We start from the raw sequence: 16,160 nt of genomic DNA, 5'->3' as shown, positions 1-16,160 counted from the left end.
TTCCAGGTCAGCAGGCGCCGCTAGCTCAGTTGGTTAGAGCAGCTGACTCTTAATCAGCGGGTCCGGGGTTCGAGTCCCTGGCGGCGCACCGACAGCCGAAGGGCCCCTCGCGAGAGCGAGGGGCCCTTCGGCGTTCCCCGCACACCCCTGCCCGGCCCGTCCGGGCACCTTCGTTCCCGGTTCCGGCACGCCCGCACCGTCGTGCCGGATAGCTTGGGGGCGCTGCCCCCACCGCGCGCGACGCGCGCTCGCACGGCCCCACCGGAGGTGCTGTCGCCATGGCTCCGCCCGACTCCGGACCGCACGGCCGGCGCCCGATGCCCGAGGAACTGGTGCTGCTCTGCACCGATCCGGCCCACGGCCGGATGCCCGTCCCGGCCGCGGCCTTCTACCGGGCGCTCACGGGCGCCTCCCCCGTCGGGGCCTGCGGACCGGACGGGCCCGACCTGCAGCTGGCGGGGCTGATCGGGGCGGCCCGACTGGACCGGCGGATCTTCCCCGGCCCGGAGAACACCGAGGTCCGCACGGCCGCACGGCGGCTCGTCAAGGAACTGCCGGTGGCCCGGGCCGTGCGCCGCCTCGTCGACGCGGACAACGCCAGCGGCGGCTGAGGCCGGCGCCGTCCGGACGCCTCGGGCGGGGTCAGCGGGTCTCCAGGATCGCCGAGGCCACGGCGTCCGGACGGTCGAACATCAGCAGGTGCCCGGCCGGGGCGGTGGTCCGGAACTCGGCGCCGAGCAGCGCGGCCAGCTCGCGCTGGACGGCCAGCCACTCCTCGGTCCGGCGGCTGCGGAGGCCGTCGTCGGCGGCGAGCACGGTGACCGGCAGGCCGTCCGGCAGTGGCGTGGTGCGGCGCAGTGCGGCGAGCTCGGCGGCCATGTCCAGGTAGTGGGTGTTCTCCCGGAGCAGCGCGCGCAGTGAGCGGCCGGTCCGGTAGCAGTGCCGGACCAGCGACACGGGGGCGAGGTCCTCACGGCGGACCGTCGAGGCGCGGGCCACCCACCGGCGCGCGGTGGGCCCGAGCAGGTACGGCACCGCGACCGCGGTGGCCGCCCCGGCAGCCGCGCGGGCCGTCAGGTCCCGCAGCTCCGGGGCCGGACGCGGACGCGGGTCCGCCTCGGCGCTGCCGTCCAGCAGCACCAGCCCGGCGGTCCGGTCCGGGTACAGCCGGGCGAAGGTCTCGACGTGGAAGCCGGCGAGCGAGTGACCGGCCACGGTGCACGGCTCCTCCCGGCCGAGCGCCTCCAGCACCGCACGGATCCGGTGGGCCTCACGTGCGGCCGTCGGGAGCGCCCGGGTCGCGGGCTCGGGCGCGCTCAGCCCGTAGCCGGGGCGGTCGAAGCGGACCACCGTCCGGTACGGGGTGAGGAAGGGGACGACCAGGTCCCAGTCGAACCAGCTGCTGCCGAGCCCGCCGGTGAGCAGGCAGAGCGGGCCGTCGCCCTCGACGCGGACGTGCAGGGGGACGCCGTCGACGCGCAGGAAGGCCGCGGTGTCCCCGGCGGCCCGGCGGTGCGGGGAGGCGCCCTGCCCGGGGCCGGTCATCCCGGCCCCCTCTCCCGGGACGGGTCCGCGCCCGCCGCCCCGGCGGCCCGGGAGAGGCCGCCCAGCGGCAGGTCCTCGGCGGCGAGCTCGCCGACGCGGGCCCGGACCGGGTCGTGTCGGGTGCTGAGCACGACCTCCAGGACCCAGGCGGTGCAGGCCACCGCACTGAGCAGCAGCGCGGCGGTGAGCCGAGTCTTCCGGCGGCCGGGGTGGGAGCTGGGCACGATTCCACCCTAACCGGCGGCAAACTCCACCCCAACCGGGCGGAAACGGGCAGGCCGGGGCGGGCGCCGCCGCAAGCGGTTCGAGGCACTCGCCGGGACCGTGTATTGTTTTCCACGTCAGCAGGCGCCGCTAGCTCAGTTGGTTAGAGCAGCTGACTCTTAATCAGCGGGTCCGGGGTTCGAGTCCCTGGCGGCGCACCGACATCGGGGAGCCTCTCGCCATCGCGAGGGGCTCTCCGGCTTTTTGCTGCCCATCGACGTCCGATTTGTGTGTGATGTCGGTCTCGCTTGTCCTCCCAGTGGATCCAACCGGCCCGTTGGACGCGTTTTGGGCTGTACACCGGAAAAGGGACAAAGGTCCCCTATCGCCGACGATCCCGTCCGAGCAGGCCCGCACGGCCTGCCCCGCCCGGACGCCCGCCCGCAGGAAAGGCCGCCGCTTTGTCCCGAGACGCCCAGAGCGGCATCCAGCGCACCGCGAAACAGAACACCGGGCCGGGTACCGGGCGGGGCGGCAGGAAGTCCCGCCGCCCCCGGCGCACCGGCTGGCGCCGGCTGGTGCCCACCTGGCGGATGACGCTGACCGGCTTCGCCGCGGCCCTGGTGCTCGGCGTCGGCCTGTTCGCCCTCGGCATCACCCTGGTGAAGGTGCCGGACGCGCACGCCGCCGCGACCGCGCAGAGCAACACCTGGCTCTACCAGGACGGCTCGGTGATCGCCCGGACCGGCCAGACCAACCGGCAGAACGTCGCCCTCGACAAGGTCTCCCCCGCCGCGCAGCACGCCACCCTGGCCGCCGAGGACCGGAACTTCTACCACGAGGGCGCCGTCAACATACCCGGCCTGGTCCGCGCCGCCGTCAAGACCGCCCAGGGCGAGGGCACCCAGGGCGGCTCCACCATCACCCAGCAGTACGTGAAGAACACGTACCTGAGCCAGAAGCAGTCGATCACCCGCAAGGTGAAGGAACTCTTCATCGCCATCAAGGTGGACGCCACCGAGAGCAAGGACGAGATCCTCTCCAGCTACCTCAACACCTCGTACTACGGGCGCGGCGCGTACGGCATCCAGGCCGCCGCCCAGCAGTACTTCGGCGTCGACGCCGCCGCGCTCGACGCCGCCCAGGGCGCCTACCTGGCCGCCCTGCTGAACGCCCCGAGCGCCTACGACGTCGCCACCGCCACCCCGGCGGGCAGGCAGAACGCCGTGAACCGCTGGAACTACGTGCTGGACGGCATGGTGAAGGAGGGCTGGCTCTCCGCCGAGGAGCGCGCCGCCACCGCCTTCCCCGAGGTCAGGAACCCGCAGTCGCAGCTCGGCCTCTCCGGTCAGGCCGGCTACCTGGTCAACGCCGCGACCGAGTACCTCACCACCAACCAGATCATCACCGAGTCCGAGCTGGCCAAGGGCGGCTACACCATCAAGCTGACCGTCGACCCGGCGCGCCAGCAGGCCCTCCAGGACGCGGTCCAGGTCCAGCTGCACGACACCCTCGACCCGGACAAGCGGAAGAAGGACGCCAACGTCCAGCCCGGCGCCGTCTCGGTCGACCCGAAGTCCGGTGCCGTGGTCGCCCTGTACGGCGGCGTCGACTACACCAGGCACTACATCGACAACGCGACCCGGCGGGACTACCAGGCGGGCTCCACCTTCAAGGCCATCGGCCTGGCCGCGGCGCTGGAGAACGACGCCAGGACCCAGTCCGGCCAGACCGTCACCCCGCGCACCGTCTACGACGGCACCAGTGGCCGCAAGGTCCGCGGCGGGAAGGGCACCCCGTACGCGCCGCCGAACGAGGGCGACAAGAGCTACGGCCAGATCACCCTCCAGCAGGCCACCGACTGGTCGGTGAACTCGGCGTTCGCCCAGCTCGCCCAGGACACCGGGCTGTCGAAGGTCCGGGACACCGCGATCGCGCTCGGCCTGCCCGGCACCACCCCCGGGCTCGACCCGGTGGCGTCCATCCCGCTCGGCACCGCCACCCCGAGCGTGCTCGACCTGGCCGGGGTGTACGCCACGCTGGACAACGACGGCCGGCAGATCACCCCCTGGCTGGTGCAGTCGGTCGACCACGAGGGCGAGGCGCTCCCGCTGCCGGCCCACAAGACCACGCAGGCGGTCAGCGAGCAGACCGCGCGCGAGGTCACCTCGATGCTGGAGGGCGTGGTGAGCGACCAGGGCGGCACCGGCTGGCGCGCCAAGGCGCTCGGCCGCCCCGCCGCGGGCAAGACCGGCACCACCGACGACCAGAAGTCGGTCTGGTTCATCGGCTACACCCCGGAGCTGGTCACCTCGGTGGCGCTGTTCGGGCAGGACCCGGCCACCGGCGCGCAGGTCAGCCTGAGCGGCACCGGCGGGATCGAGGGCGCGGCGGGCGGCCAGTACCCGGCGCAGATCTGGACCACCTACATGAAGAGCGCGCTGAAGGGGCAGCCGGTCGCCGACTTCCCCGCCCCGTCGGGCGCCGAGGACTCCTCCTCGCGCAGCGGTTCCGCGAACTCCCCGAGCTCCTCCGCCTCGCCCTCGGGCGGGACGGACGGGTCGGCCACGCCGTCCGGCGCACCGTCCTCGCCGGCGACCACCGGCGGCGGCGGGTCGGGGGCCTCGGACGGCTCGGCCACGACGCCGGGCACCGCGCCCACCGGCGGTCCGACCACCGCACCGCAGCCCACGGGCGGCGGCACCGGCGGCGCCGGATCCGGCGGCGCGACCACGGCTCCCAGCCAGCCGGCGACGTCCTCGCCGACCGGCCGGCCGACCAGGACGCCGGCGCCGACCACCGCCCCGACGACGGGTCCGACCACCGCACCGACGCCCAGCCCGCAGCCCACCGGCGGCACCGGCGGGTCGGGATCCGGCGGCAGCGGTGGTACGGGCGGTGCGGGCGGTTCGAACGCCGGCGGCGCCACCGGCTCCGGGGCGGACGCGGGCGCGAACGCCCTGGCGGGCGCCGGCGCGGCACAGTAGCGCCGGCCCGGAACAGCCGGGTCCACCGCACGGAGCGGTGGGCCCGTCGCCGCACACGGCCCCCGGCAGGACCGAATAGCGGAATGACCCCTTACCGAAGTGCCGGTACGACTGTCACAATTCGTCGGTGCACAGCTCAAAACACCTGCTCGGCGGTTCCTCCGCCCGGACCCTCGGTCTCACCCTCGCGCTCGTCTCCGCCATCGCCTTCGGCGGCTCCGGCACCGCCGCCAAGCCGCTGATCGCCGCCGGGCTCTCACCGCTGCACGTGGTCTGGCTCCGGGTCACCGGCGCCGCCGTCGTCCTCCTGCCGCTCGCCTACCGCCACCGCGCCGCCGTCCTGCGGCGGCCCGGCCTGCTCATCGGCTTCGGCCTGCTCGCCGTGGCCGGCGTCCAGGCCTGCTACTTCGCCGCGATCTCCCGGATCCCGGTCGGCGTGGCGCTGCTGATCGAGTACCTCGGTCCGCCGCTGCTCATCGGCTACGTGCGGTTCGTCCAGCGACGCCCGATCAGCCGGGGCGCGGCGGTCGGCGCCGGGGTGGCCGTCGCCGGTCTGGCCTGCGTGGTCGAGATCTGGAACGGCCTGAGCTTCGACGCGCTCGGCGTCCTGTTCGCCCTCGGGGCGGCCTGCTGCCAGGTGGGCTACTTCGTGCTGGCCGACGCCGGCAGCCGGGGCGACCGGCCGGTCGACCCGATCGCGGTCAGCGCGTACGGACTGCTGATCGGCGCGATCGTGCTCACAGCCCTCACCCGCCCCTGGGAGGCCGACTGGAGCCTGCTCGGCGGGGACGTGGTGATGAACGGGCGCACCGTTCCCGCGCTGCTCCCGGCCGCGTGGATGGTCCTGATCGCGACCGTGCTCGCGTACCTGACCGGCGTGATCGCCGTGCGGCACCTGTCGCCCCCGATCGCCGGGGTGGTGGCCAACCTGGAGGCGGTCGTCGCCACCGTGCTGGCCTGGGTCCTGCTCGGCGAGCACCTCGGGCTGCCGCAGGTGACCGGCGGTCTGCTGGTGCTGGCCGGCGCCTTCGCCGCCCAGGCGAGCAAGCCCGGTACCGCGCCGGAGACGGCCACGACTGCGGCTCGGGCCGGGACTGCGGCTGGGGCCGGGACTGGGGCTGCGGCCTCGGTGGGGCGGGAGAACGCTCCGCCGGGAACGGACCGGGTGACGCGAGGTCCGGACGCGGTGCCGGCGGGAGCGACGGCACTCGGCGAGCGGCTGGCCGGGGCGGCGGCCGAGGCCGACGCGACGGCCGACCGGGCCGGGGTCAGCGACCGACCCAGCCGAACCAGTCGAGGTGATTGAGCGGCCACACGACGGCCGACACCGGGCCGACCACGTTGTCCACCGGCACGGCCCCGCCACCGGGGCCGCGCTGGTGGTAGCGCGAGTCCGCCGAGTCACTGCGGTGGTCGCCCTCGACCCAGACGTAGCCCTGGGGCACCGTCACCGGGCCGAAGTCCAGCCCCGCGCAGGAGTCGTCCCCGGGGTGGAGGTAGGGCTCGTCCACCTTCGTGCCGTTGACGGTCAGCGTGGTACCCGCACACTGGACGGTCTGCCCGCCCGTCGCGATGACCCGCTTGACCAGGTAGTTGTCGTCCTTGGGCGGAATCAGCCCGACGAAGCCGAGCGCGGAGCCCAGCGCGTTGGCGACCGGGTTCCCGCCGGTCGGCTGCGGAGGCAGCCAGTCCCCCGGGTCCTTGAACACCACCGGCTGACCGGCCTCGGGCTCCCAGCCGGTCAGCGGGGCCAGCTTGTTCACCCCGACCCGGTCACCGATCCGCAGCGTGTTCTCCATCGACCCGGAGGGGATGGTGAACACCTGGAACAGGCAGGTCTTGATCAGCAGCGCGACCACCAGGCCGACCGCCGCCATCGCGGGGATCTCGATCCACCACGGACGCTGCCGGCGGGGCTTCGGAGTCCGGCGTCCCTCGGCAGCGCGCCGGGCCCGCCGGGCCTCGGCCCGGCCGCCGGACGGCACGGCGGGGGTCCCGGAAGTTTCCGGCCTGCCGGGGTACCCCGGCACACCGGGACCACCGCCGGCCCCGGGAGTACCGGGGGCGCCGTACGCACCGCCGCCGGAACCGACGGCCCCGGAGGGAGCGGCCCCGGCGTCGCCGTGCGTACCGGGCAGGTTCACCGCCATCGTCGCTGCTCCACTCTCCGGCTGCGGGGGAACCTGCACGCTACGCCACCCGGGGAGCCTGGCGAAATCGGGCGTTTACCCCCGCCCGACACCGCCGGAGGGGGCCGGGGCACCCGTCCTCCCGGGAACGGACCTCCGGGTGCTCTCCCGGAATCCCCCGCCCGGCCCGCGGGTCGGGCCGGGCCCGGGGTCAGACGGAATCGTTCCCGCCGGTCACGGCATCACTGGCGATGGCCTCGTGGTGGCGGATGACCTCGGCGATGATGAAGGTGAGGAACTTCTCGGCGAACACCGGGTCCAGGTGCGCACCGGCGGCCAGCTCGCGCAGGCGCTTGATCTGGGTGCGCTCGCGCGCCGGGTCGGCCGGCGGGAGCTTGTGCTCGGCCTTGAGCCGCCCGACCCGCTGGGTCGCCTTGAAGCGCTCGGCCAGCATGTGGACCACCGCGGCGTCGATGTTGTCGATGCTCTCGCGCAGGCTGGTCAGCTCGGCCCGCACGGTGTCGTCGATCCCCTCGTGCAGTCCGGCGTCGGGGGTCGTGGGGTGGTCCGTCATCGGGGCGGCTCCGCGGCTCTCTCGCAATGGGCACCCGGTCGTGCACCGGTCGTGCACCGGCCGGGCTCGGGCCCGGGTCAATCTAACAGGGCACCCCGCACGGGCCCGCACCATTTGGCCTATCCGTCCACGATATGGACGGCACACGGAGTGATCCCCCGGCGGGGCTCCGAGCTGGCGGGGCACGCCCCCTCACCGGCACCGTCACCCGGACGGCCGAGGCGTTTTCGGACGCACGTGCCCGATGCGCTACTTGTGGCAGGCCCCCGACCTGCACGTAGGCTAAGCGCGGCATGACCGGACGTGACGACTCAGCAGTTCCTCATTACTGGAGGTACCGATCGTGGCAACCACCCGCACCGCCCGCACCGCGTGGGAAGGCAACCTGCTCGACGGCAAGGGCCAGGTGACCTTCGCGTCGTCCGGCATCGGCGAGTACCCGGTGTCCTGGCCGGCCCGGGCCGAGGCGGCGAACGGCAAGACCAGCCCGGAGGAGCTCATCGCGGCCGCGCACTCCGCGTGCTTCTCGATGGCCCTCTCGCACGGCCTGGCCGGCGCGGGCAACCCGCCGACCAAGCTCGACACCCAGGCCGACGTCACCTTCCAGCCGGGTACCGGCATCACCGGGATCCACCTCACCGTCGTCGGCGAGGTTCCCGGCCTGGACGCGGACGGCTTCGCGAAGGCCGCCGAGGACGCCAAGGCGAACTGCCCGGTGAGCCAGGCCCTGACCGGCACCACCATCACCCTCACCGCCACGCTGGCGGGCTGACGCTCCGACCTGCGGTCCTCGGGCCCGGCGGGCGCACGCACCGCGCTCGACCGGCGCCCGAGAGCGCACTACCGGAGCACACGCCCCCGGTACACGTCATGTGATGTGTACCGGGGGCGTCCGCATGTATCGCCGCACTTGCCCCCAAAGCCGACGAATCACCCTGGCGGCGGTCACCGCGCGTTGCCGACGCGTCCTATGATCGGCCGCAGCGCCCTGTTCCTCACGGTTCCTCACGCGGGCTTCCGCACGGCCGCTCCACCCCGAGCGTTCCGCACCGGACCCCGGCCCCGAGGGCCCCGGAAGAGTGCGGAGTCGGCCGCCGCCAGTCGGGTGACCGGCCGGACCAGCGTCAAGCGTCAAGCTGCAGCAGCGGACGGGAGCATGCCGTGCCGGGCCAGAACGAGGGGGCCGACGCACACTACCCGGGCGTGCGGCACGAGGAGCCACGGCACCGACACCCTCTCCCCCCGCCACCCGGCGTCCGCCCGGCCAACGGCGTCGCGCTCAACGGCACCGCACTCGACGGCGAAGCCCCCAACGGGGCCGCCCACGCCGTTCTGACCGACCCCCGCGCCCCCGCCGCCGACGGCGGCCCCCACCGCTGCCCGACCTGTTCGGCACCGCTCGGCGACGGGGCCCACCGGCCGGCCGAGGACGGGGCCGCCGAAGCGTCACCCCCGGAGGCGGAACGGCTCTCGGCCGCGCTCCGGGCGAGCGAGTCCCGCTTCCGGGCCGCCTTCTGCGACGCCGGCATCGGCATGGCACTGATCGACCCCGAGGACCGGATCATCGAGGTCAACCCCGCCTTCGCCGCCCTGACCGGCCGCACGGTCGGCGAGCTGGCCCGGACCCACATCCACGAGATCCTCGACCCCGAGGGCATGCCGCACCGCCTGTTCCCCGCCCTCGTCCACGGCGAGCGCGACCGGCTCCGGGTGGAGAAGCAGCTCAAGCACCGTGAGGGACGCACGGTCTGGAGCAAGGTGACCATCTCCCTCATCCGGGACGGCGCGGGCAGCCCCCTCTACACGCTCGCCCTGGTCGAGGACATCACCGAACAGCGGAGGCTCGGCGACCGCCTGGAGTACCAGGCCCTGCACGACCCGCTGACCCGGCTGCCCAACCGGACCTTCTTCTTCGAGCGCCTCGACGCCGCCTGCCTCACCCACGACCGGACGACCGACCGCCCGACCGGGTCTGCCACGGGGTCGACCGCCGGGTCACCGGCCCGGACCGTCACCGGGACGGGGACGGCCTGGGTGGGCCCGGCGGGCCCGGCGGCCGGCTCGGCGACGACGGACGAACGCCGGGTCGGCGTCTGCTACCTGGACCTCGACGGATTCGCCGCGATCAACGAGACCCTCGGCCACCACATCGGCGACCAGCTGCTGATCGCCGTCGCGACCCGCCTGCGGCGCGGCTTCTCCGCACGCGAGACCCAGCTGGTGGCCCGGATGGGCGGCGACGAGTTCGCCGTCCTGGTGACCGACAGCAAGGGCAGCCACCAGCTGACCGACCTGGCCGCCCGGATCCTCGAAGCCCTGGAACGCCCCTTCGACGTGGCCGGTCACCGGCTGGCGGTGACCGCCAGCGTCGGCGTCGTCGAACGGTCCGTCCACGAGACCACCCCCACCGACCTGGTCAAGGACGCCGACTCCACGCTCTACTGGTCCAAGGCCGACGGCCGGGCCCGCTGGACCCTCTACGACCCCGACCGGGGCGCCCACCAGCTGACCCGCCAACTGCTCTCCACCGCACTGCGCCCGGCGCTGGAGCGCGGCGAGTTCACCATCGAGTACCAGCCACTGGTCGGCCTGGCCGACGGCACGGTGCACGGGGCCGAGGCGCTGGTGCGCTGGCGCCACCCCCGCTACGGGACGCTCTCGCCGGACCGTTTCATCCCGCTCGCCGAGGAGTCCGGCGCCATCGTGCCGCTCGGCAAGTGGGTCCTGGAGGAGTCCTGCCGCCAGGCCCGGCGCTGGCTCACCGAGTTCCCCGAGACCGAGACCTTCGTGAGCGTGAACCTGGCCGCCCGCCAGATCTGGGACTCCGACGTGGTCGCCGACGTCGCCCAGGCGCTCGAGAGCACCGGCCTGCCGGCCCGGCTGCTGCAGCTGGAGATCACCGAGAGCGCACTGCTCGGCCCCGGCGGACGCCCGCTGCAGGCGCTCCAGGCACTCGCCGACATGGGCGTCCGGATCGCGATCGACGACTTCGGGACCGGCTACTCGAACCTGGCCTACCTCTCCCGCCTGCCGGTGCACGTACTGAAGCTGGACGGCACCTTCATCGAGGGGTTCCGCGACCCGGCCCCGACGGGCGCCCGCACCGGGCTCGCCGGCCGGGACGCGCGCCGGAGCGACGCCGACGAGCAGATCGTCGGCGCGATGGTGCAGCTGGCCCACACCCTCGGCCTGACCGTCACCGCCGAGGGCATCGAGAGCGCGGCCCAGGCCGAACGGCTCCGGCTGACCGGCTGCGACACCGCCCAGGGGTGGTACTTCGCCCGCCCCGGCGACGCGGAACTCGTCGCGGCGATACTCCGTGACGGTCGCGACGGCCGCGACGCCCAGGGAGGACCGGTCGGCCCGGGCGGCGCGGTCGGCCCGGGCGGCGCCGTCGGCCCCGTCGAGTAGGAGGCCCGAGGACGGCCGTCCTGCCGGCGGCCGCCCCCGAGGGGGTTCTCAGGCGTCGGCGGACTTCGCCCCGGTCAGGCCGTACGCCTCGGCGATCAGCCCGTAGGAGCGGTACCGCGCCTCGTGGCCGTGGATGTGCGAGGTGACCATCAGCTCGTCCACCCCGGTCCGCTTGCGGAGCGCCTCCAGGCCGTCGGCCACCTCGCCCGGCGAGCCCAGGACGACGTTGCCCAGCCATTCGTCGATGAAGTCCGCCTCCACCGGGCTGTACGGGTAGGACTCCGCCTCCTCGGGCGTGGGGATCGGGCCCGGGTTGCCCCGGCGCAGCCGGAGCATGCCGAGCGCCGCGGACCGGGCGAGCCGGCGGGCGGTGGCCTCGTCGTCCGCCGCGACCGCGCTCACCCCGATCAGCGCGTACGGCTCGTCGAGGACCGCCGAGGGGCGGAACGCGGCGCGGTAGAGGTCGAGGGCCGGGACGGTGTTCACGCTGCTGAAGTGGTGCGCGAACGCGAACGGCAGGCCGAGGCTGCCGGCCAGCTGGGCGCTGAAGCCCGAGGAACCGAGCAGCCAGACCGGCGGCCGTCCCTCCCCCTTGGGCACGGCGGTCAGCCGCGCGTACGCGTGGTCGGGCGGGAAGGTGCCGTCCAGGAAGTGGGTCAGCTCGGCGAGCTGCCGGGGGAAGTCGTCGGCGCCCTCCGCCAGGCCGCGGCGCAGCGCGCGGGCGGTGGCGGGGTCGGTGCCGGGGGCGCGCCCGAGGCCGAGGTCGATCCGCCCGGGGTGCAGGGCCTCCAGCAGGCCGAACTGCTCGGCGATCGCCAGCGGGGCGTGGTTGGGCAGCATGACCCCGCCCGAGCCGAGCCGCAGGGTGCTGGTGTGGGCGCCGAGGTGGGCCAGCAGGACCGCGGGCGTGGAGCTGGCGACACCGGGCATGCCGTGGTGCTCGGCCACCCAGAAGCGGTGGTAGCCCCACTCCTCGGCGCTGCGGGCCAGGGTGGTGGTCGCGGACAGGGCCTGCGCGGGCGTGTAGCCGACGCCGACGGTGGCCAGGTCGAGGATCGACAGCGGCGCCGGCGCCGTGCCCCGGGCCGTACCGCGGACCACCTCGTCGACGCGTGGGTCCGTCCGGTGGTCCCGCTGGTTCTCGTGCCGGTCCTCGGTGGTCATGCCGTCCGTCCTCCTGGCCGTGGTCGCTGCCGTGCGCCGGTGGTGTCCACCGGTGTCGCTCACCGGTCTCGGCGGTCAGTGCCGTCGCCGGTGCCGAGGATGGTCAACCACGCGGCGGGGTCCGCTGTTCCCCGCCCGGTCCCGGCCCCGCCGGGACCGCATCCGGGGACCCGCGCCGGACCGGCGGGCGCGCGGCTGACGCTCCGCCAGCAGCCGAACACCCGGGGCGACTTCACGCCAGCGCGGGAAGTCGCCAGCCCCAGGGCTCGCGGTCGGCGGTCGGCGTCCGGCAGGCTATGGGCCAGGAGCGGATCACCCAACCGGATCCGCACTCACCAGCAAGATCGTCGGGCTGGACCAGCGCCGATCGATCCCCGCGAGCCCCCGGAGCGGCACCCCGCTCCGGGGGCTCGCGCCATGGTGGGCCCTGTGACCCGCAGCACGCCGGGGTGCTTCATGGCATGAAAAGTCGAGGCGCTAGCGTTGTCCTCTGCAGCCACCTGCTCCCCCGGGCGGTCTGGAGGGAGATTTCGGATATGGACATCGCGACGCTGGTCGGATCCTCGTGGATCTGCGCCCTGGCGCTCTGCGCCGTCCTCGGCGACGCGTTCCTCCCCTTCATCCCCAGCGGGACACTCGTCATCCTGGCCGTGCTCAAGACGGCACAGATAGACGGCGCGCCGCTGATGCTCGGGCTCGGGGTGGCGATGGCCTCCTTCCTCGGCGACCTCCTGCTGCTCCGGGTCGCCCGGAGCGGGGCACCCATGGTCCGGCGGCGCCTCGAACACCGGCCGCAGCTGGCCGCCAGCGTGGAACGGGTCCAGCAGGCACTGGACGGGCGGACCACCCGGGCCGCCGCCGCGATGGTGGTGATCGCCCGGTTCGTACCGGCCGGGCGGACCGTGCTCGACCTGGCCATCGGCCACTCTCCCGCGCACCCGCACCGGTTCCTCCGGTGGTCGGCGCTGGCCGCGATGATCTGGGCGACCTACATCGTGACCCTGGGCTGGCTCAACAGCCACTGGTTCGACACCGCCTGGCTGAGCCTCGCGGTCTCCTGCACGGCGGCCACCGCGATCAGCACGGCCATCGCACGGGTCGTGCGGCGCAACCGCCGCCTCTCCCTCGGCTGACGCCCCGGCACCGCGACGCCGCGACCACCGCCGGGCACCGGCACCGAGCCCCGAGTACCGGGCATCGAGTACCGGGCATCGAGTGCCGGGCATCGGGCATCGGGCATCGGGCATCGACGCGACCAATCCGTCGAAACGGGCGAATCGTCACAGGACGGCAACAGACGACACCTGCGCGCATCCCGCACACCTGTGCCATGCGTGTTCAGTGTCGACGGACCCCGGCACCTTGGGTGCCCCCGCGTCCGTATGCCATGCTGAAGACGAAAATCGATCAATTGTCCGATTTGGCCGGAGCGGCCACGGCCACAGCCACGGCCGCGACCCCCGGCCCGGGGCACCAGGGGAGACCATGAGCATCATCTCTCGCAGGACCGTGCTCGCAGCCGGCGCCGCCACCGCGGCCCTCGGTGCGGTGACCGCCTGTTCCGGCAGCGGGTCGGGCTCGGGCTCGACGTCCGGCCCGACATCGGGCTCCGCCCCGGCCCCCACCGGGAGCAGCGGAAGCAACGGACCGACGAGCGGCGCCCCCACCACGAACGGCCCCAAGGGCACCCCGATCGGGGACGGCTCCACCTCCGACACCGGCCCGCAGCCGAACCAGCCGAAGGCGGAGAAGCTCAAGCCCGGCGAGCGCCCGCCGCAGTTCGTGGTCCTCTCCTGGGACGGCGCCGGCGCGACCGAGGACGGCCAGTTCCCCCGCTTCCTCAAGCTCGCCGAGGAGCACAAGGCCTCGATGACCTTCTTCCTCTCCGGCATCTACACCCTGCCGAAGGGCAAGGCGAACCAGTACCAGCCGCCGAAGCACTCGGTCGGCGCCTCCGACATCCCGTACCTCTCGGACGCCGGGGTGAAGAACACGATCAAGATCATCAGCCAGGCCTGGCTGGCCGGTCACGAGATAGGCACCCACTTCAACGGCCACTTCTGCGCGAGCCGCTCGGACGGCAACGGCGTCAACAAGTGGACCCCCGAGGACTGGGAGAGCGAGATATCCCAGGCCGTCGGCTTCGTGACCCAGTGGCGGACCAACACCGGCTTCACCGACGTCGACCCGCTCCCCTTCGACTACCGCAAGGAGCTCATCGGCGGCCGCACCCCGTGCCTGGAGGGGCAGAAGGCCCTGCTGCCGACCGCCGCCAAGCTGGGGTGGAAGTACGACGCCAGCTCCCCCGGCGGCCAGCAGATCTGGCCGCAGAAGGTGCAGGACGGCAAGGTCTGGGACTTCCCGCTGCAGAGCATCCCGTTCCCCGGGCACTCGTTCCAGGTGCTCTCCATGGACTACAACATCCTGGCCAACCAGTCGGCCGGCAGCACCAAGGGCGACCCGGCGAAGTACGACGAGTGGCGCGCGCAGGCCCGCGACTCCTACGTCGCGGGGTTCGACCGCGCCTACAACGGCAACCGCGCGCCGTTCTTCATCGGCAACCACTTCGAGCAGTGGAACGGCGGGATCTACATGGACGCCGTGGAGCAGACGATCAAGGCCGTGGCGGGCAGGCCCGAGGTCCGGCTGGTCTCCTTCAAGCAGCTGGTCGAGTGGTTGGAGGCGCAGGACCAGTCCACCCTCCGCAAGCTCCGCACCCTCGGTGTCGGCCAGGCGCCGGCCGGCGGCTGGGAGTCCTTCCTCGGCACGGCCGGCTGACGTCCCGCTGCGGCGCCCCCCTTCTTCCGACGGACGGGCGGACGGGCGGACGGGCGAGCGGGCGGGACCGGGGACAGACACCCGGTCCGGCCCGGGCAGCACCGAGCGGAGCCGGCCCGGACAGGGCCGGGCCGGGCCCGGGCTAGCCGGCGGCCTGGGCCAGCCCGAGTGCGTACGGCAGCCAGAACTCGCCCGCCCGGGGCTCGCCGCGCCCGCACTCGCCGTCGGACTCGCCGGGGTTCTTGATCCAGAGGTAGGCGTCGACGCCCGGCCGCCCGGTGTCGGCGGTGGGCGGCGCCCCGAGCGCGCGGCCGGGCGGGTTGCACCACGCCTCGCCGCTCAGCGGGCCGTTGCCGTTGCGACTGGTGTCGATGACGAAGTGCTTGCCGTCCAGCAGGGCGGAGAGCTGGGCACCGTACGTGGCGTTCCGGTCCGTGGTCGAGAAGTTGGAGACGTTCACCGCGAAACCGTCCGCCGAGGCGACACCGGACTTGCGCAGCGCCTCGGCCAGCGCGGAGGGGTCCTGCACCCAACCGGGATTTCCCGCGTCCAGGTAGACCCGCACCTGCGGGCGCTTCTTCAGCTCCTGGACGGCGAAGGCGAGCAGGCCGTACCGCTCGGCCGCCGCGTCGCCCTTGACCCCGCAGGTGTCCAGGGTGTGCGCCACCGCGTCCGGCTCCAGGACCACCCAGGCCCGGCGGTCACCCAGCGCCTCGGCCAGGCCGGTGATCCAGGACCGGTACGCGGCGGCGTCGGGCGCACCGCCCGCCGAGTACAGGCCGCAGTCCCGGTGCGGGATGTTGTAGGCGACGAAGACCGGCGTGCGGTCCGCTGCCGCGGCCCGCCGGCTCACCTGTTCGGCGATGCCCCGGGCCGCCTGGTCGCCGAGCCACTGCGAGGAGGGCTGGGCGGCGATCCGGAGCAGGGTGTCGGCCTCGGCCGTGCGGCCCTGGCCTCGCAGGGCGGACAGTTGACGGGCGGCGGAGGTCTGGTCGGAGACGTAGAAGGCCTGACCGGGAAGCTGCGGCAGCACGCCCGCTCCCCCGGCGGGTGCACCGCCGGGCGGTGCGGGGACCGCCGAGGCGCCCGTCGACGCGGCGCTGTTCGAACTCCCGCCGCCGGAAGGCCCCTTGACCGCCCCGGCGCTGCCTCCGGCGCACCCCGCGACGCCCGTCACCAGCCCCAGCATCGCCGCCCCCGCGGCCAGCCGGAAACCCACTCTTCGCCCTGCTCGGCGCACGTACCGCCCCTCCCAGACCCGGTCGGGCGACCGGTCGGTCCCCAGCTTCGCATACCGGGTGCCGCCCGCTGTTCACCAGCCCCGGGGACACCGGCGCGGCCCCCCCCGTGGTGAGGTCCCGAGAGTGG

13 protein-coding genes and 2 tRNA genes are annotated in these 16,160 nt (G+C 74.1%); 9 read left to right on the top strand and 6 right to left on the bottom strand.

Features of this window, described 5'->3' with window-relative positions; all coding sequences use genetic code 11:
• The first annotated feature begins 14 nt into the window (after positions 1–14).
• Positions 15–88, top strand: a tRNA-Lys gene (locus tag ACFWOG_RS13135).
• A 190-nt stretch (positions 89–278) separates the two neighbouring features.
• The gene (locus ACFWOG_RS13130; protein WP_329951033.1) at positions 279–611 is read left to right on the top strand and encodes a hypothetical protein; all 333 of its coding nucleotides are present in this window, start codon (positions 279–281) and stop codon (positions 609–611) included.
• A gap of 31 nt (positions 612–642) precedes the next feature.
• Here ACFWOG_RS13130 and ACFWOG_RS13125 read toward each other — a convergent pair whose 3' ends face one another.
• Together ACFWOG_RS13125 and ACFWOG_RS13120 are read right to left on the bottom strand one after the other, a co-directional pair.
• The gene (locus ACFWOG_RS13125; RefSeq protein ID WP_380357741.1) at positions 643–1,545 is read right to left on the bottom strand and encodes an alpha/beta fold hydrolase; all 903 of its coding nucleotides are present in this window, start codon (positions 1,543–1,545) and stop codon (positions 643–645) included.
• Entirely contained in the window at positions 1,542–1,769 is a 228-nt protein-coding gene (locus tag ACFWOG_RS13120) for a hypothetical protein (protein WP_380357738.1), read from the bottom strand. Before ACFWOG_RS13120 ends, ACFWOG_RS13125 begins: the two co-directional genes overlap by 4 nt.
• 124 nt (positions 1,770–1,893) lie before the next feature.
• Here ACFWOG_RS13120 and ACFWOG_RS13115 point away from each other — a divergent pair.
• The 3 genes from ACFWOG_RS13115 to ACFWOG_RS13105 all read left to right on the top strand — a co-directional run bounded on the left by ACFWOG_RS13115 (position 1,894) and on the right by ACFWOG_RS13105 (position 6,042).
• Positions 1,894–1,967 (top strand) — tRNA-Lys (locus tag ACFWOG_RS13115).
• A gap of 243 nt (positions 1,968–2,210) precedes the next feature.
• The gene (locus ACFWOG_RS13110) at positions 2,211–4,736 is read left to right on the top strand and encodes a transglycosylase domain-containing protein (protein ID WP_380357735.1); all 2,526 of its coding nucleotides are present in this window, start codon (positions 2,211–2,213) and stop codon (positions 4,734–4,736) included.
• Between the two features lie 127 nt (positions 4,737–4,863).
• Positions 4,864–6,042, top strand: coding sequence for a DMT family transporter (locus tag ACFWOG_RS13105; RefSeq protein ID WP_380357733.1), 1,179 nt, complete (start codon positions 4,864–4,866; stop codon positions 6,040–6,042).
• Here the strand turns inward: ACFWOG_RS13105 and lepB are convergent.
• Both lepB and ACFWOG_RS13095 read right to left on the bottom strand, forming a co-directional pair.
• Positions 6,005–6,721: a signal peptidase I gene (lepB, locus tag ACFWOG_RS13100; RefSeq protein WP_380357730.1), complete on the bottom strand. Its 717-nt coding sequence runs from the start codon at positions 6,719–6,721 to the stop codon at positions 6,005–6,007. The two genes, ACFWOG_RS13105 and lepB, sit on opposite strands and share 38 nt — an antisense overlap.
• A gap of 355 nt (positions 6,722–7,076) precedes the next feature.
• Entirely contained in the window at positions 7,077–7,439 is a 363-nt protein-coding gene (locus ACFWOG_RS13095; protein ID WP_329883682.1) for a chorismate mutase, read from the bottom strand.
• 343 nt (positions 7,440–7,782) lie between these two features.
• Between ACFWOG_RS13095 and ACFWOG_RS13090 the strand changes: the two genes are divergently transcribed.
• Together ACFWOG_RS13090 and ACFWOG_RS13085 are read left to right on the top strand one after the other, a co-directional pair.
• The gene (locus ACFWOG_RS13090) at positions 7,783–8,211 is read left to right on the top strand and encodes an OsmC family protein (protein ID WP_329883681.1); all 429 of its coding nucleotides are present in this window, start codon (positions 7,783–7,785) and stop codon (positions 8,209–8,211) included.
• Between the two features lie 389 nt (positions 8,212–8,600).
• Positions 8,601–10,850: a putative bifunctional diguanylate cyclase/phosphodiesterase gene (locus ACFWOG_RS13085; protein WP_380357726.1), complete on the top strand. Its 2,250-nt coding sequence runs from the start codon at positions 8,601–8,603 to the stop codon at positions 10,848–10,850.
• 48 nt (positions 10,851–10,898) lie between these two features.
• Here the strand turns inward: ACFWOG_RS13085 and ACFWOG_RS13080 are convergent, their stop codons facing one another.
• Positions 10,899–12,014, bottom strand: coding sequence for an LLM class flavin-dependent oxidoreductase (locus ACFWOG_RS13080; protein WP_355399236.1), 1,116 nt, complete (start codon positions 12,012–12,014; stop codon positions 10,899–10,901).
• A 536-nt stretch (positions 12,015–12,550) separates the two neighbouring features.
• Here ACFWOG_RS13080 and ACFWOG_RS13075 point away from each other — a divergent pair.
• Together ACFWOG_RS13075 and ACFWOG_RS13070 are read left to right on the top strand one after the other, a co-directional pair.
• Complete coding sequence (locus ACFWOG_RS13075) at positions 12,551–13,147, top strand: VTT domain-containing protein (RefSeq protein WP_329883678.1); 597 nt, start codon at positions 12,551–12,553, stop codon at positions 13,145–13,147.
• Positions 13,148–13,499: 352 nt separating this feature from the next.
• Entirely contained in the window at positions 13,500–14,792 is a 1,293-nt protein-coding gene (locus tag ACFWOG_RS13070; RefSeq protein ID WP_329951025.1) for a hypothetical protein, read from the top strand.
• 142 nt (positions 14,793–14,934) lie between these two features.
• Here ACFWOG_RS13070 and ACFWOG_RS13065 read toward each other — a convergent pair whose 3' ends face one another.
• On the bottom strand, positions 14,935–15,825 hold the full coding sequence (locus ACFWOG_RS13065; protein WP_329883676.1) for a glycoside hydrolase family 6 protein: 891 nt from the start codon (positions 15,823–15,825) through the stop codon (positions 14,935–14,937).
• Positions 15,826–16,160: the final 335 nt, after the last annotated feature.

It is taken from the genome of Kitasatospora sp. NPDC058406 (genome assembly GCF_042722765.1).
In the GTDB taxonomy this organism is placed as follows: Bacteria; Actinomycetota; Actinomycetes; order Streptomycetales; family Streptomycetaceae; genus Kitasatospora.
Note: the sequence above shows the minus strand (reverse complement) of the source record. Positions and strands in the feature narration are given on the sequence as shown.

Coding starts and splice junctions, on each gene's coding strand:
- ACFWOG_RS13125 (WP_380357741.1), bottom strand. CDS start 1,545: ATGACCGGCCCCGGGCAGGGCGCCTCCCCGCACCGCCGGGCCGCCGGG.
- ACFWOG_RS13130 (WP_329951033.1), top strand. CDS start 279: ATGGCTCCGCCCGACTCCGGACCGCACGGCCGGCGCCCGATGCCCGAG.
- ACFWOG_RS13070 (WP_329951025.1), top strand. CDS start 13,500: ATGAGCATCATCTCTCGCAGGACCGTGCTCGCAGCCGGCGCCGCCACC.
- ACFWOG_RS13080 (WP_355399236.1), bottom strand. CDS start 12,014: ATGACCACCGAGGACCGGCACGAGAACCAGCGGGACCACCGGACGGAC.
- ACFWOG_RS13075 (WP_329883678.1), top strand. CDS start 12,551: ATGGACATCGCGACGCTGGTCGGATCCTCGTGGATCTGCGCCCTGGCG.
- ACFWOG_RS13095 (WP_329883682.1), bottom strand. CDS start 7,439: ATGACGGACCACCCCACGACCCCCGACGCCGGACTGCACGAGGGGATC.